General features: G+C 72.2%; 13 protein-coding genes. 3 read left to right on the forward strand and 10 right to left on the reverse strand.

Features of this window, described 5'->3' with window-relative positions:
- Window positions 1-76: 76 nt before the first annotated feature.
- Window positions 77-1,879, forward strand: coding sequence for a glycoside hydrolase family 15 protein (locus ACRYCC_RS18845; RefSeq protein WP_433813748.1), 1,803 nt, complete (start codon window positions 77-79; stop codon window positions 1,877-1,879).
- Here ACRYCC_RS18845 and ACRYCC_RS18850 read toward each other — a convergent pair.
- Together ACRYCC_RS18850 and ACRYCC_RS18855 are read right to left on the reverse strand one after the other, a co-directional pair.
- Window positions 1,876-2,775, reverse strand: coding sequence for a DUF1444 domain-containing protein (locus ACRYCC_RS18850; RefSeq protein WP_433813750.1), 900 nt, complete (start codon window positions 2,773-2,775; stop codon window positions 1,876-1,878). The two genes, ACRYCC_RS18845 and ACRYCC_RS18850, sit on opposite strands and share 4 nt — an antisense overlap.
- A gap of 230 nt (window positions 2,776-3,005) precedes the next feature.
- Window positions 3,006-3,761 (reverse strand): SIR2 family NAD-dependent protein deacylase, encoded by a 756-nt coding sequence (locus tag ACRYCC_RS18855; RefSeq protein WP_433813752.1) that lies wholly within the window; start codon window positions 3,759-3,761, stop codon window positions 3,006-3,008.
- 81 nt (window positions 3,762-3,842) lie between these two features.
- Here ACRYCC_RS18855 and ACRYCC_RS18860 point away from each other — a divergent pair, with 81 nt between their 5' ends.
- Window positions 3,843-4,772: a sulfotransferase family protein gene (locus ACRYCC_RS18860; RefSeq protein WP_433813754.1), complete on the forward strand. Its 930-nt coding sequence runs from the start codon at window positions 3,843-3,845 to the stop codon at window positions 4,770-4,772.
- 98 nt (window positions 4,773-4,870) lie between these two features.
- Here the strand turns inward: ACRYCC_RS18860 and ACRYCC_RS18865 are convergent, their stop codons facing one another.
- Together ACRYCC_RS18865 and ACRYCC_RS18870 are read right to left on the reverse strand one after the other, a co-directional pair.
- Entirely contained in the window at window positions 4,871-6,556 is a 1,686-nt protein-coding gene (locus ACRYCC_RS18865; RefSeq protein WP_433813756.1) for a RecQ family ATP-dependent DNA helicase, read from the reverse strand.
- A 106-nt stretch (window positions 6,557-6,662) separates the two neighbouring features.
- Window positions 6,663-6,803, reverse strand: coding sequence for a hypothetical protein (locus tag ACRYCC_RS18870; protein ID WP_433813758.1), 141 nt, complete (start codon window positions 6,801-6,803; stop codon window positions 6,663-6,665).
- 209 nt (window positions 6,804-7,012) lie between these two features.
- On the opposite strand from ACRYCC_RS18870, the gene ACRYCC_RS18875 reads away from it, so the two are divergent.
- Window positions 7,013-7,333, forward strand: a complete 321-nt coding sequence (locus ACRYCC_RS18875) for a hypothetical protein (protein ID WP_433813760.1) — start codon at window positions 7,013-7,015, stop codon at window positions 7,331-7,333.
- 48 nt (window positions 7,334-7,381) lie between these two features.
- Here the strand turns inward: ACRYCC_RS18875 and ACRYCC_RS18880 are convergent, their stop codons facing one another.
- The 6 genes from ACRYCC_RS18880 to ACRYCC_RS18905 form a co-directional block, all read right to left on the reverse strand.
- The gene (locus tag ACRYCC_RS18880) at window positions 7,382-7,924 is read right to left on the reverse strand and encodes a hypothetical protein (protein ID WP_433813762.1); all 543 of its coding nucleotides are present in this window, start codon (window positions 7,922-7,924) and stop codon (window positions 7,382-7,384) included.
- A 118-nt stretch (window positions 7,925-8,042) separates the two neighbouring features.
- Window positions 8,043-9,965 (reverse strand): ABC transporter ATP-binding protein, encoded by a 1,923-nt coding sequence (locus ACRYCC_RS18885; RefSeq protein ID WP_433813924.1) that lies wholly within the window; start codon window positions 9,963-9,965, stop codon window positions 8,043-8,045.
- Between the two features lie 205 nt (window positions 9,966-10,170).
- Window positions 10,171-10,998 carry an enoyl-CoA hydratase/isomerase family protein gene (locus tag ACRYCC_RS18890; protein ID WP_433813764.1) on the reverse strand — a complete coding sequence of 276 codons (828 nt, stop codon included), beginning with the start codon at window positions 10,996-10,998 and terminating at the stop codon, window positions 10,171-10,173.
- Between the two features lie 138 nt (window positions 10,999-11,136).
- A complete protein-coding gene (locus tag ACRYCC_RS18895; RefSeq protein ID WP_433813765.1) occupies window positions 11,137-11,349 on the reverse strand; it encodes a helix-turn-helix domain-containing protein in 213 nt (70 codons plus the stop codon).
- 115 nt (window positions 11,350-11,464) lie between these two features.
- On the reverse strand, window positions 11,465-13,063 hold the full coding sequence (gene abc-f / locus ACRYCC_RS18900) for a ribosomal protection-like ABC-F family protein (protein ID WP_433813766.1): 1,599 nt from the start codon (window positions 13,061-13,063) through the stop codon (window positions 11,465-11,467).
- 333 nt (window positions 13,064-13,396) lie between these two features.
- Entirely contained in the window at window positions 13,397-14,110 is a 714-nt protein-coding gene (locus tag ACRYCC_RS18905; RefSeq protein ID WP_433813767.1) for an acVLRF1 family peptidyl-tRNA hydrolase, read from the reverse strand.
- Window positions 14,111-14,187: the final 77 nt, after the last annotated feature.

Here is a 14,187-nt window from a genome sequence, read left to right on the forward strand (position 1 = left end):
GCGTTACGGTACCTACATCCCCATCCGCCAGGGCCAGGTCACGCCCATCCATGTCCAGTTCACACGAGGGGAACCCATGCCGGGACGCATCGAGGACTACGCGCTGATCGGTGACATGCAGAGCGCGGCGCTGGTCTGCCGCGACGGTTCCATCGACTGGCTGTGCCTGCCGCGCTTCGACTCCGCCGCCTTCTTCGCCGCGCTGCTCGGGGACGAGGAGAACGGGCACTGGCGGATCGCCCCCTCCAACGTGGATCCGATGTCCTCCCGCCGGCGGTACCGCGACGACACGCTCATCCTGGAGACCGAGTGGGAGACCCCCACCGGCATCGTGCGGATCACCGACTTCATGCCGCACCGCGGCGAGGCCCCCGACGTGGTGCGCATCGTCGAGGGGATCACCGGCACGGTGCCGATGACGCTGGAGCTCCGGCTGCGCTTCGACTACGGCCACATCATGCCGTGGATGCGCAACGTCGAGCAGGGCGTGATCGCCGGCATCGCCGGACCGGACTCCATCTGGCTGCGCTCCCCGCTCGACCTCGAGGGCCACGACTTCGCCCACACCGCCGAGTTCACGGTGACCGCCGGCCAGCAGATCCCCTTCGTGCTCACCTGGCACCCCTCTCACCTGCCCCCGCCCGAGCCGGTCGATCCGCTGCTCGCCCTGGTCGAGACCGAGCATCTCTGGCTGGAGTGGGTGGCGTCGTTCACCTACGACGGCAAGTGGCGGGACGCGGTCATCCGCTCGCTGATCACCCTCAAGGCGCTCACCTACGCGCCGACCGGGGGCATCGTGGCCGCCGCCACCACCTCCCTGCCGGAGACGGTCGGCGGCATCCGCAACTGGGACTACCGCTACTGCTGGCTGCGCGATGCCACCATGACGCTGGAGGCGCTGCTGCGCAGCGGTTACACCGGGGAGGCCGAGGCCTGGCGGCAGTGGCTGCTGCGGGCGGTGGCCGGTAGCCCCGACGACATCCAGATCATGTACGGCGTCGCGGGCGAGCGCAGGCTGGCCGAATGGGAGGTCGACTGGCTGCCCGGATACGAGGACTCCAAGCCCGTACGGGTCGGCAACGGCGCCTTCGGCCAGCTCCAGCTGGACGTGCCCGGCGAGGTGATGGACTCGATGTACCTGTCGGCGCGCGCCGGTCTCGAGCCGGCGACGCACGTCTGGGCCATGATGACCGCCCTGCTCAAGTACCTGGAACCCCGCTGGTCCCAGCCGGACGAGGGGCTGTGGGAGGTCCGCGGGGTCAGCCGGCACTTCGTGCACTCCAAGGTGATGTGCTGGGTGGCCTTCGACCGCGGGGTGCGGATGGTCGAGGAGTTCGGCAGGCCCGGCCCGGTCGACCACTGGCGGCGGATCCGCGACCAGATCCACCAGGAAGTGTGTGAGAAGGGCTACGACCCGGTGCGCATGACCTTCACCCAGTCCTACGGCTCGACCGAGGTCGACGCGGCGCTGCTGCTCATCCCGCAGGTCGGGTTCCTGCCTCCCGACGACCCCCGGGTGATCGGCACCGTCGAGACGGTGGGCCGCGAACTCAGGGACAACGGGTTCATCAAGCGCTACCCGACCACCGAGGGAGTGTCGGCCGACGGGCTCGTCGGGGAGGAGGGCGCCTTCCTCGCGTGCTCGTTCTGGATGGCGGACGCCCTTCGCCTGATCGGCCGGGAGGACGAGGCGATGGTGATGTTCGAGAAGCTGCTCGGCCTGCGCAACGACGTCGGCCTGCTCGCGGAGGAGTACGACCCGCGGCTGCGCCGGCAGGTGGGCAACTTCCCGCAGGCCTTCAGCCACGTCCCCCTGATCCGCACCGCCTACGACCTCGACGGGCACGACGGCCCGTGGGCGCCGATCGGGGACCGCTAGGACGAGCCGGGCTCGGCGGTGAGCGTGCTCAGCACGGCCAGGAAGTCCTCCGGCAGCACCACCGAGTCGCCGTCGTACCGGGTCTCCAGCAGTGTCAGGTCGCCCGCCCGCCACCAGAACAGATGCGGGCTCAGCGAACCAGGGCCCTCCTCGTAGGCCTGCTGCGCCTGGGCCTGCAGCTCCGCCGCCGCCAGCACCACCGGGCCGTACCCGCCCGGGCGGGCCGCCCACGGCTCCGCCGCGACGGGGCCCTGGATCGGATAGGCGGCGATCATGCTCCGGCTGGGCACCACGACCAGCGCTCCGTAGTGCCCGAGGTCGAGGTACTCCTCCAGCCACGCCGCGTGGGTGGCGGCGTAGAACGTCCAGCCGTGCAGGACGGAGAACCGGACCTCACCGGCCTCGTGTTCGTCGCACTGGAGCGGGCCGTCGGAGCGGACGTTGGCGCGGCCGAGGACGAACAGCGACTCCAGCGACACCGGCCAGGACCGTGCCTCCTCGAGGGTCACCGTGCGGACGGTGGTCGGCGTGTCGACCACCACCGCCTCGATCAGGCCGGGGGCGAAGGGCCTGGCCGCGAGCACCCCGTTGTCGGCCTCGGCGGGATAGATGCGGGTGCGCAGCAGATGCTGGGCGAGGTCGAAGTTGCTGAGGTCGAGGGGCTCCTCGATCGCCGTCACGATCGTCGAGACGTGGTCCGACACCAGCGCCGGCCAGTCGTCACGGGGCACCAGCCGGGCCAGCTGGCGGAGGTTGCGCATGCTCACGTGCAGCCGGTTGGCGCCCTCGAGCAGCATGACGTCCCCGGGCACTCTGCGGCAGGAGTAACCGAGGCTCTCCGCGACCAGCACGACCAGCGAGTCGAGCGCGCCGTCCTCGGGGTGGGGCTGGGTCATGACGCACCAGCCGCCGTGATCGGGTGCGCCGGCCGGCGCACCCGAAGCTCTGCGGAGCCCTTCTCGGGGCGGTCTCCGCCGTGAGCGCCCCCGCCCATCGACCCCTCCTTGATACGCGACGGAGTAGAGCTTGTCAGGAGAAACCTCCGTAACGGAAGACCTCTGTTCTCACACCGCGCCAGCCGATTTCGCCGCCATAATGTCAGATGATCACATATCAATGCATTTTGCTAGAGGTTGTTGACGACGAGGTCCACGAGCGTGGGCAGGCTCTCGCCGATGGGGGCGCGCAGCACCGCGTCCGCGACCTCGTCGTACGGGGTCGGCTGGGCGTTGATGATCACTAGCCGCGCGCCCTGATCGACCGCCTCCAGGCAGAGCCCGGCCGCGGGCTGGACGGTGAGCGAGGTCCCGACCGCGAGGAACAGGTCGCAGGAGCGCGCCGCCGCGATCGCCGCTTCCAGCACCTCGGTCCGCAGCGCCTGGCCGAACGAGATCGTGGCGGACTTCTGGATGCCGCCGCAGTCCGGGCACGGCGGGTCCTGCTCCCCCGCGTCGACGCGCGCCAGCACCTCGGGCATCGGGGTGCGCAGCCCGCAGGTCAGGCATTCGGCCTCGCGCATCGTGCCGTGGATCTCGATGACGCGCTCGGGACTCGACCCGGCGGCCTGGTGCAGCCCGTCGATGTTCTGCGTCACGATCGCGCGAAGGCGGCCCGCCCGCTCCAGGTCCACCAGGGCCGCGTGGCCGCGGTTGGCCCGGGCGTGCCAGGCCGGATGGTCGCGCCGGGCCCGCCACGCCCGGCGGCGTACGTCGGGGTCGGCGAGGTAGCTGTCGAGGGACGAGAGCGCCGCGGCCGAGGGGTCCCTGGTCCACAGGCCCTGCGGGCCGCGGAAGTCGGGGATGCCGCTGTCGGTGCTGACGCCCGCACCGGTGAGCACCGTGATCGCCGTCGCCCGCGGGAGCCAGGTGCGGAGGGTCTCCATGGTCGTCCAGCCTAGGCACCGGCGGGGATGCTCGCGCAGTGCCACACCAGGCCCTGTGAGGTGCCACACTTGGTGACAACTATGAGGTCCACGTCGCACATCCTGGTGATTAATGGCACCAAGGTCAGCCAGCCGGTGTTCGTCCTGGGCGCCCCCCACTCCGGCACGGACCTCCTGGCGCGCGCGCTCAAGCGCTCCACCGGTTTCCACCTGACGGCCGGGCGGCCCGACGTGCTGCGCGTGACGTACGCCTTCGCACGGCGGCCGGCCATCGCCGCCGACCGCGAACGCGGGGCCGCCCGGGTGCTGCGCGACGCCTACGCCGACGCGTGGCGCATCTCCCCGCAGGCCTGCGCCGAATGCCCGGCCGAATGCCGGGACATGAGCGGCGTCCCGGGCCCGGGACCGTGCGTGCAGGAGCGGGGCGTGCAGCGCTTCGCCGATGCCTCGCCCGACCTGCTCTACAGCGCGGACGTGCTGCTGGACGCCTTCCCCGACGCGCTGCTGCTCCAGATCATCCGGGACGGGCGGGACGTCGTCGGGGACATGCTCGGCGACGAGCGGTGCCTGGCGTGGTTCAAGCCGGGCTTCGCCAACCTCGACGAGGTCTTCCCCAACCCCTTCCTCGGGGTCGAGGACGAGACCGAGCGGCACCGCTGGTCCGGCGCGTCCCTGGCGGTGAAATGCGCGCTGCGCTGGCGCGGCGCCGTCCGGCTGAGCGCCCGGCTGCGCGCCCAGACCCCGGACGAGCAGCTGTTCACGGTGCGCTACGAGGATCTGGTCAGCCGGCCCGGCCGCGTCGCCCCGGACCTGTCGGCCTTTCTCGGCGCCCAGGTCTCCAAGGTCACGCTGTCCGGCCTGGTCCGCATGGTGGACCGGGAGCACCGCGACCGCGCCGTCGGCTCCTGGCGGACCCGCCTCAGCGGCAAGCAGGCCCAGCAGGTCGAGCGCATCGCCGGGCGCGAACTCGCCCGCCTGGGATATCCGCTGAGCGCCCCCGGCCCCGCCTGACCGGCCCCCGTCCGGGCCCGCCTGACCGGCCCCCGTCCGGGCCCGCCTGACCGGCCCCCGTCCGGGCCCGCCTGACCCCGTCCGGCCCGGCCCCCGCGTCAGCGCGGGCCCGCCTGCTCCCGGCCGGGTCCCTCGGCCAGGGTGAGCAGATCCTCGCGCCGGATCGCCTCCAGCGACAGCGTCTTGTAGCCGGTCTCGTCGAACAGCACGGTGACGCGGTCGGGCTCGGTCCGCATGACCATGCCGTTGCCCCAGCGGGGGTGCACCACCTTGGCGTGCACGGGGAACGGGCCGTCGGTGTCGCTCTCGGTCCGCTCGGGGGTGCCGGCACGGCAGGTGTCGCAGTTCCCGCACGTGCCCTCGAAGGGCTCCCCGAAGTACTCCAGCAGGAAACGGCGCCGGCAGCCCGTGGTCTCGGCGTACCCGCGCATCATGTCGATGCGGGAGGCGTCCACGTTGCGGCGGCTCTCGTCGAGTTCCATGGCGCGGGCCACCGCCTGCTCCGGGGCGGGGCCGTCCCCGGCGTAGCGCAGATCCCCGCGTCCGGTCACCACGATGGCCCCGGCGCGCTCCAGCAGGTTGACCAGTCCGGTCAGCTTGGAGGCGCCGATCTCCATGGTGGTGCGCAGGTCACGGGCGCGCACGGTGCCGCCGTGCCCGTGCACGAGCGTCGCCGCCGTCAGCAGCTTCTCCTCGTCCGGCCTGCCGCCGGCGAAGAACCGCCGCAGCCCCAGGTCCTCCGAGCGGTAGAACAGCACGGCCTCGGCCGGCTCACCGTCCCGGCCGGCCCGGCCGATCTCCTGGTAGTAGGAGTCGGGTGAGTCGGGCGGGGCCGCGTGCAGGACGTAGCGGACGTCGGGCTTGTCGATGCCCATCCCGAACGCCGAGGTGGCGACGACCACGCCGACCTTGTCGTTCTGGAACATCTCGTGCACCCGCTCGCGGTCGGCCGCCTTCATCCCGGCGTGGTAGAAGGCGGACTCCTGGCCCGCCTCCCGCAGGTCCGCGGCGTAGCTCTCGGCGTCGCGCCGGGTGGCGACGTACACCAGCCCGAGGCCGTCGCGCGCGGCGGCGTCCTCGACCAGCGCCCGCCGCTTGTCGGCCTCCTCCACGTACCGGCGCACCTGCAGGGACAGGTTGGGCCGGTCGAACCCGCGGATGATCTGCCGGACGTCGGTGAGCCCGAGCGCGGCCACGATGTCATCGCGTACGGGCGGCGACGCGGTGGCGGTCAGCGCGATCACCGGCGGGTGGCCGAGCCGCTCGATGACCCGGCCGAGCTGGAGGTAGTCCGGGCGGAAGTCGTGCCCCCACGCCGAGACGCAGTGCGCCTCGTCGATGGCGATGAGCGAGGGCCGGGCGGCGGCCAGCCGGTCGACGAGCTCCGGCTTGGCGAGCTGTTCCGGCGAGAGGAAGACGTACTCGGCCTTTCCCGCCCGGATCTGGTCCAGCGAGGCCTCGCTGGCCCCGTCGGACTGCGCGGAGTTGACCACCACCGCTCCCCCGGCGTCCCGGCCGGTCAGCGAGGCCACCTGGTCCCGCTGCAGCGCGATCAACGGCGAGATCACCACCGTCGGGCCGTCGAGCAGCTGAGCCGGGATCTGGTAGACCGCCGACTTGCCACTGCCGGTGGGCATGACCACCAGCACGTCCCGGCCCTGCAGGAGGTGCTGCATCGCCTCCAGCTGGCCCGGCCGCAGGTCCTGCCAGCCGAACACGTCGCCGGCCACCCGGCGCAGCCGGCGCCTGCCCCCGACCCGGCTCCACGCCTCACGCACGCCCATCCAGCCTCCCTCGTAGGTGGCCGCTTGCTACCCGATGCGCGGCGGTTCACTCCCCGCCGAGACGAGTACGCGCAGGCGAGCGTGGACGGGGGCGGGGCGGGCGGGGCTACTGCGGGCGCTGGGCGGCGAACGCCGCGGTGACGTCGGGCCCGATCCAGCCGATGGCCAGGCCGGCGGCCCCGAGCCCGACGAAGAGCGCGGTGTAGCGGCCGAAGCCGCGCTTGACGGACAGGTGCACTGTTCTCACCTCCTCGCGGCCGCGCGTGGCCGCACGGCCGTCTACGCAGCGTCCCGCCGCCGGGTGACGCCCCGGTTGCCGGGACGCCGCCGTCCGGCGAAGCGCACCCGGCAGGTCCGCGGACGGCGCCGCCCGCCGGGCTTTTCGCGCGTTCCCCTTGCCCGGCGGGAGCGCGTGATCGACCATGGACGCACATCTCAGATCCCCGGGAGCCCGCCATGACCCAGACGATCATTCATCAGCCACGTGTGGCGTGGGACGGGGCTCGCGTGTTCGTCGCGGCCACCCTGTCGAACTACTACCCCTGGCTCAGCGCGGAGGTCGGCCGCCTGCTCGGCGGCGACTGCCGGCGGCAGCTCGCCGAGACCCGGGCCCTGCTGCTGGCGGACGTGCGGCCGGACGCGATCCATGTCGAGGCGGGCATCTGGCGGGTGCGCCTCGAGGACCTGCTGCGGCACCGCCCCGACCTCACCGCGGGGCTGGCGGACCTGATCCGGCAGACCTCCGAGCAGCTCTCGGGCCGGCCCACCGCGCTCTGACGCTCCACCGGGTCACGGCGGGGCCGGGGCGACGGCCGCGGGCGGGCGTCAGGGGCTGAAGATCTGCTGCATGCGCACCACGCGCCCCGTGCCGTCGAATCCCACCTCGAACATGTGCCCGCGATCGAGGAACGGGCCGTACCGCTGATCGGCTTCGCGGTAGAGCTGGGAGAACCGTTCGGGAGTCACCGTGATGCCACGGATGTAGTCCGGCAGGTCGCCGAGCGCGATCGGCGCCGTCACCCGGATCTGGGCGTCGGGGGCGACCCGCAGCGGGCGGTAGGGCTGCACGTCCCCGGGGTACACGGTCTCCGGAGCTCCCGGCTGCATCCGGCGGGCGGGCGCGAAGAGCACCTGGGCCGTGTCCGGCCCCGGGGTGACGAGCCCGAAGACCTGCGCCCGGCCGGCATAGCGGGACCCGGCGGCCGTGCCGGGCGAGACCAGCACCGGGTTGGCCCGGAAGGCCACCGTGTGGGCGACCGGTGCGCGCGGACCGGTCGTCAGGGCGGCGGCCAGCAGCAGGGCCGCCAGGCACCCTGCCGCCAGGACGACCCATGGCCACCGCGCGCGCGAACTCGTGCCAGCAGTCACCTTGCAGGCCTTACCCCGCACGCACGGGTCGCTACACCTCGTGACGGCAACAATCCGAAAGAGACCCACTGCGCACCGCGACGGCCCCGCCCGGCGGCGGCCCCGGCCCGCGGGCCGCTCATCCGGACGTGGTCACCTGGACCTCGGGAGCGCTCTCCTGCCGCGCGAACTGGGTGTGATAGAGCTCGGCGTACAGCCCGCCGGCCAGGAGCAGCTCCTCGTGCCGGCCGCGCTGGACGATGCGCCCGTCGTCGATCACCAGGATCTGGTCCGCCTCCCTGATGGTGGAGAGCCGGTGGGCGATGACCAGCGACGTACGGCCCGCCAGCGCGGTCTTCAGGGCCCGCTGCACGGCCGCCTCGGACTCGGAGTCGAGGTGCGCGGTCGCCTCGTCCAGCACGACCACGGAGGGGCCCTTGAGCAGCAGCCTGGCGATGGCCAGGCGCTGCTTCTCCCCGCCGGACATCCGGTAGCCGCGGTCACCGACGATGGTGTCCAGCCCCTCGGACATGTCGCTGACCAGGTCGTGGAGCTGGGCGGCCCGCAGGGCCTCGAACAACTCCTCCTCGGTGGCGTCCGGCCTGGCGTAGAGCAGGTTGTTGCGGATCGAGTCGTGGTAGAGGTGCGCGTCCTGCGGGACGACGCCGATGGTGCCGCGCAGCGATTCGAGCGTGACCTCGCGCACGTCCTGGCCGCCGACCCGCACCGCGCCGCCGCTCACGTCGTAGAGCCGCGAGACGAGCTGGGTGATCGTCGTCTTGCCCGCCCCCGAGGGGCCCACCAGGGCGACGAGCTGGCCGGGAGCGGCGGTGAAGGTGACTCCGCGCAGCACGGTCTTGGCCGGCGAGACGTCGGCGCGGGCGATCGACTCCAGCGAGGCCAGCGAGACCTCCTCGGCCGCCGGGTACCGGAAGGTGACGTGGTCGAACTCGACCTGCGGGGCGGAGTGCCCGTCGGCGACGGCGTTGCCGTGGGCCCGCAGCGGCTTCGCGTCGGGAGCCTCGTCGATCATCGGCTTGAGATCGAGCACCTCGAAGACGCGGTCGAAGCTGACCAGGGCCGTCATCACGTCGACGTGGACGTTGGACAGCGCGGTCAGCGGGCCGTACAGCCGGGTGAGCAGGGTCGCCAGGGCGACGAGCGTGCCGAGCTGGAGGGTGCCGTCGACGGCCAGGACGCCGCCGACCCCGTAGACCATCGCCGTGGCCAGTGCGGCGACCAGCGTCAGCGCGGTGAAGAAGATCCGGCCGTACATCGCCGAGATGACGCCGATGTCACGGACCCGCCCGGCCCGGCCGGAGAACATCTCCGACTCGTCGCCGGGGCGGCCGTAGAGCTTGGCCAGCATGGCGCCGGCGACGTTGAAGCGCTCGGTCATCAGCGAGCTCATCTCGGCGTCCAGCTGCATCTGCTCGCGGCTGATGGCCGACAGCCGCCGCCCGACCAGCTTGGCGGGGATCACGAAGATGGGCAGCAGGACCAGGGCGATCAGGGTGACCTGCCAGGACAGCCAGAGCATGGCGCCCAGCACCAGTACCAGGCTGATCACGTTGGAGACCACCGACGACAGGGTCGTCGTGAGCGCCCGCTGCGCACCGATCACGTCACCGTTGAGCCGGCTGACCAGTGAGCCGGTCTGGGCCCGCATGAAGAACGCCACCGGCATGCGCTGGACGTGGTCGAAGACCTGCGTGCGCAGGTCGTAGATCAGGCCCTCGCCGATCCGGGCGGAGTACCAGCGCTGGAGGAGCGACAGCACCGCCTCCAGCAGGGCCAGTGCCGCCACCCCGGCCGCCAGCCAGATCACCAGGCTGGTGTCCTTGCGCAGGATGCCCTTGTCGATGATGGCCTGCATCAGCAGCGGCCCGGCGATCACGATCACCGCGGCCACCGCGTTGAGGATCAGGAAGAGCACCAGGTCCCGGATGTACGGCCGGGCGTAACCGGTGATCCGCTTCACCGTGCCGGGCTTCAGCTTCTCCTGGGTGACGGAGCTGTCCCGGCGGAACGACGCCATCATCTGAAAGCCGTTGCCCGGCATGTCCATGATGTTCTCCAGATATCTGTCCCGCGGGGGGTGGAGGGCATGGCCACAAGAGGCCCTCCACAGGTGTAATCATGTAAGTGCCGAGCCTATTCCTCGGCTCGGCCCGCTTTCCGGGCCACTGGAGACCGGATCGCCGGTCCACCTCCGGATCGGCCCTCCGGCGAGGGCGGGGACAGGGCGGGGACGGGTCAGGGACGGGTCACGCCGGGCGGGCACCGCGGATGCTGAGGAAGCGGCCGACCTGCTCGCGCCGCTCGGCGGCCAGCTGCTCGTCGAGCGTGTTGCCCGGGGCCTCCTGCAACAGCCGCTTGGTGGCCGTCGCGGCGCCCGCGTCGATCTTGAGCAGCGCGTCGATCAGCTCCTGGACCGCGGCGTCCAGTTGCTCGGCGGGCACGACCCGCTGGGCGATGCCGAGCTCGCGGGCCTCCTCCGCCAGGATGGTGCGGGCGGTGAGGCAGAGCTCGATCGCCCGCGGCAGCCCGACGATGTCGACCAGCGGCTTGGTGCCGGTCAGGTCGGGGACCAGCCCCAGCGCCGGCTCCTTCATGCAGAACTTGACGTCGTCGGCCACGATCCGCAGGTCACAGGCGAGTGCCAGCTGGAACGCCGCGCCGACGGCGTGGCCGTGCACGGCCGCGATGGAGACGATGTCGGGCCGGCGCAGCCAGGTGAAGCCCTCCTGGAAACCGGCGAGGTTCTTGTCGAGCTCGTCCGGCCCGGCGCTGGAGGAGAACGCCGGCTTCTCACCGGGGATCCCCTCGGGGGTGAAGGCGCGCAGATCCAGCCCGGCGGAGAAGGACGGCCCCTCGCCGCGCAGCACCACGACGCGTACCTCCTCCGGCAGCGTCGCGCCGATACGGGCAAGGGTCTGCCACATCCTGGGCGTCTGCGCGTTACGACGCTCAGGACGGTTCAGCGTGACCGTGGCCACGCCGCCTTCGACGCCGAGCCGAAGACCCGCCTTCGACAGGTCCTCGGCCGTCGGGCCCTCAGCATCCACTGCAGCGCCCACTGCCTGGTCCGTCATGACGCTCCCTCCCCAGGGGGTGATAGTGCGTGCGTCACGGCGGTCCGGATCAGTGGCCCGGCCCGCCGCCGCGCCCGACATTACTTGGTCGGCCGCAGCGGCGGTTCAGGTGGTATGCGCTCTTGCGGGGGTGGATAGTCAGGACTTTTTGCCTCGGGTCGCCCCACCGCGCCCGCGCAGGTTCACGCCGGATTCGGTCAGGATGCGGTGGATGAATCCATAGGAGCGCCCTGTGGCGGCGGCGAGCGCGCGGATGCTCTCGCCGGAGTCGTAGCGCTTCTTCAGCTCCGACGCCAGCTTGTCGCGCTCGGCACCGGTCACGCGGGTGCCCTTCTTAAGGGTCTCGGCCACGAGTACCTCCCGTAGTGATGTGGTGACCGCTGCGTTATCCCCGCCCATGATCAGTCATTCCCGCCGGATCGGCTACCCACTACGCCAGAAAAGATCTGCTTCCTTGCGCTGCAGGTCAGGCAAGTGCCACCAGATCGGAAAACTCGTCACTCCAGATGTCTTCAACACCATCGGGCAGCAAAATCACTCTTTCCGGCTGCAGAGCGTCCACCGCACCCTCATCGTGGGTCACCAGGACGATGGCGCCGGCGTAGGTCCGCAGGGCCCGCAGGATCTCCTCCCTGCTGGCCGGATCGAGGTTGTTGGTGGGCTCGTCCAGGAGCAGGACGTTCGCGCTGGAGACGACCAGGGTGGCCAGCGCCAGCCGGGTCTTCTCGCCGCCGGAGAGCACCCCCGCGGGCTTGTCGACGTCGTCCCCGGAGAACAGGAAAGAGCCCAGGATCTTGCGTACTTCGACCTCGACCAGGTCGGGGGCCGCGGACCGCATGTTCTCCAGCACCGACCGGTCGTTGTCGAGCGTCTCGTGCTCCTGCGCGTAGTAGCCGAGGCGCAGTCCGTGGCCGGCGATCACCTTGCCGGTGTCGGCCTCGTCGACCCCGCCCAGAATGCGCAGCAGCGTGGTCTTGCCGGCCCCGTTGAGACCCAGGATCACGACCCTGCTGCCGCGGTCGATCGCGAGGTCGACATCTGTGAAGATCTCCAAGGAACCGTACGACTTCGACAAACCCTCCGCCGTGAGGGGGGTACGGCCGCAGGGAGCGGGCTCGGGAAAGCGGATTTTGGCGATCTTGTCGCCCTGCCGCTCGCCCTCCACCCCGGACAGCAGCTGCTCGGCCCGGCGCAGCATCTGCTGGGCCGCCTTCGCCTTGGTGGCCTTGGCCCGCATTTTGTCCGCCTGGGACTGCAGCTGGGAGGCCTGGCGGGTGGCGTTGGACAGCTCGCGCTTGCGCCGCCGCTCGTCGGTCTCCCGCTGGTCCAGGTACGGCTTCCAGCCGACGTTGTAGACGTCGATGACGCAGCGGTTGGCGTCCAGGTGGAACACCCGGTTGACCACCGCCTCGAGCAGCTCCACGTCGTGGCTGATGACGACCAGGCCGCCGCGGTGGGACTTGAGGAAGTCGCGCAGCCAGCCGATCGAGTCGGCGTCGAGGTGGTTGGTGGGCTCGTCCAGCAGGAGGGTGTCGGCGCCGGAGAACAGGATCCGGGCCAGCTCCACCCGGCGGCGCTGCCCTCCGGAGAGCGTCCGCAGCGGCTGGGTGAGGACCCGGTCCGGGAGCCCGAGGTTGGAGGAGATCTGCGCCGCCTCGGCCTCGGCCGCGTAGCCGCCGAGCACGTGCAGCCGGTCCTCCATGCGCCCGTACTTGCGCACCGCCTTGTCCCGCTCCTGGCCGGTCACGGTCGCCATGAGCTCCTCGGCCGCCCGCATCTCCCGCAGGACCTCGTCCAGCCCCCTGGCGGACAGGATGCGCTCACCCGCAGGCACCTCGAGGTCACCGACCCGGGCGTCCTGGGGCAGGTAGCCGACGGTGCCCGAACGGGTCACCGAACCGCCGGCCGGCAGCGCCTCGCCGGCCAGCACCTTGGTCAGCGTGGTCTTGCCGGCACCGTTGCGGCCGACGAGCCCCACCCGGTCGCCCGGGTTGACCCGGAAGGTGGTGCTCTCGATGAGCAGGCGTGAGCCGGCGCGCAGCTCGATGTCAGTGGCAGTGATCACAGCGTGGGGCTCCGCGTGGGAAGTGGTGGGACAGGCCGACGGCACGAAAGAGCGCGCCCGGTTCGCGTTCTACCGCGGCGGCGCGCGCTCAGATGACCTGTCAGCTCGGGAGCATGCGGCCAGTCTACGGGACGGATGACACGCCCGGATTCACAGAACCCCTTGCCGGCCGGGCCTGCCCGGGTCTTCGCCACCGAGGTGACCGCCTGCGCGAACCTGAGCGGCCCGTAGCGGGCCCGGCAGGGAACCGGGAGGACGGGCGCCCTGTCACGATCGTCGATCACCCCACGGGCCGCTCAGCGCCGGAGACGGCCGCCCGGCCGTGAACCCCGCTCAGGCCGGTGGTTCGTCGAGCCGGATCCGTACGCTCCGGAAGCTGCGGGGCGTCTCCCGGAGCACGGCCAGCCTGGGGTCCGGCACCGTCAGCACGGGCCCCGACGCCAGCGCGAACACGGGCCGCAGCCGGGGCTCGGCGCGCAGCTCGTCGAGCGCGCGGCGGTCCCCTCCCAGCACGACCGCCTCCAGCCCGACCAGGTGGGGCTCCAGCACGCGCACGGCCGAGTTCGCGGCGTCCGCGAGCGCCTCCCGTACCTGGTTGCCGCGGCGCCGGGCGAACCGGTGCTGCGACCAGCCGCCCGCGGCGCTGCGCCCGTGGACCGGCCGCGCGCCCACCTTGGAGGCGACCAGCCGCTCCCCGTCGAACACCCCGGCCGCGTGGCCGCCGAGCCGGACCAGCAGGACGCCGACCAGGCGGTCACGGCAGGCGTGCCCGGCGAGCGCCCGCACCGCCTCGCCCGCCTCGTCCGCCTCGCCCGCCGAACCGGCCGGGCCCGTCTCGCCCGGGGAGCGGGGGGCCAGCGGCGGGAAGGGCACGTGGCACTCCGCCGTGGCGGTGTCTGCCGCGGTGAACCGGACGGTCCGCGGGCCGCGCGCGACGCCGGTCACCCCGCCGTGCCGCTCGCCGAAACCGGCCAGCCACCGGGCGATCCGCTCCGGCGCCACCTCCAGCCATCGCCCGCCGCCGCTCGCGGGCCACCCCTTGCTCACGCCCGCACCCTATGCGTCCCCCGCCGCGCTCCCCCGGCCCCCGGCGGCGGGCCCGCCCGGCCAGGCCCGCGTCCGGG

The sequence above is a fragment of the Actinomadura scrupuli genome, from assembly GCF_050971785.1.
Classification (GTDB): Bacteria; Actinomycetota; Actinomycetes; order Streptosporangiales; family Streptosporangiaceae; genus Actinomadura_E; species Actinomadura_E scrupuli.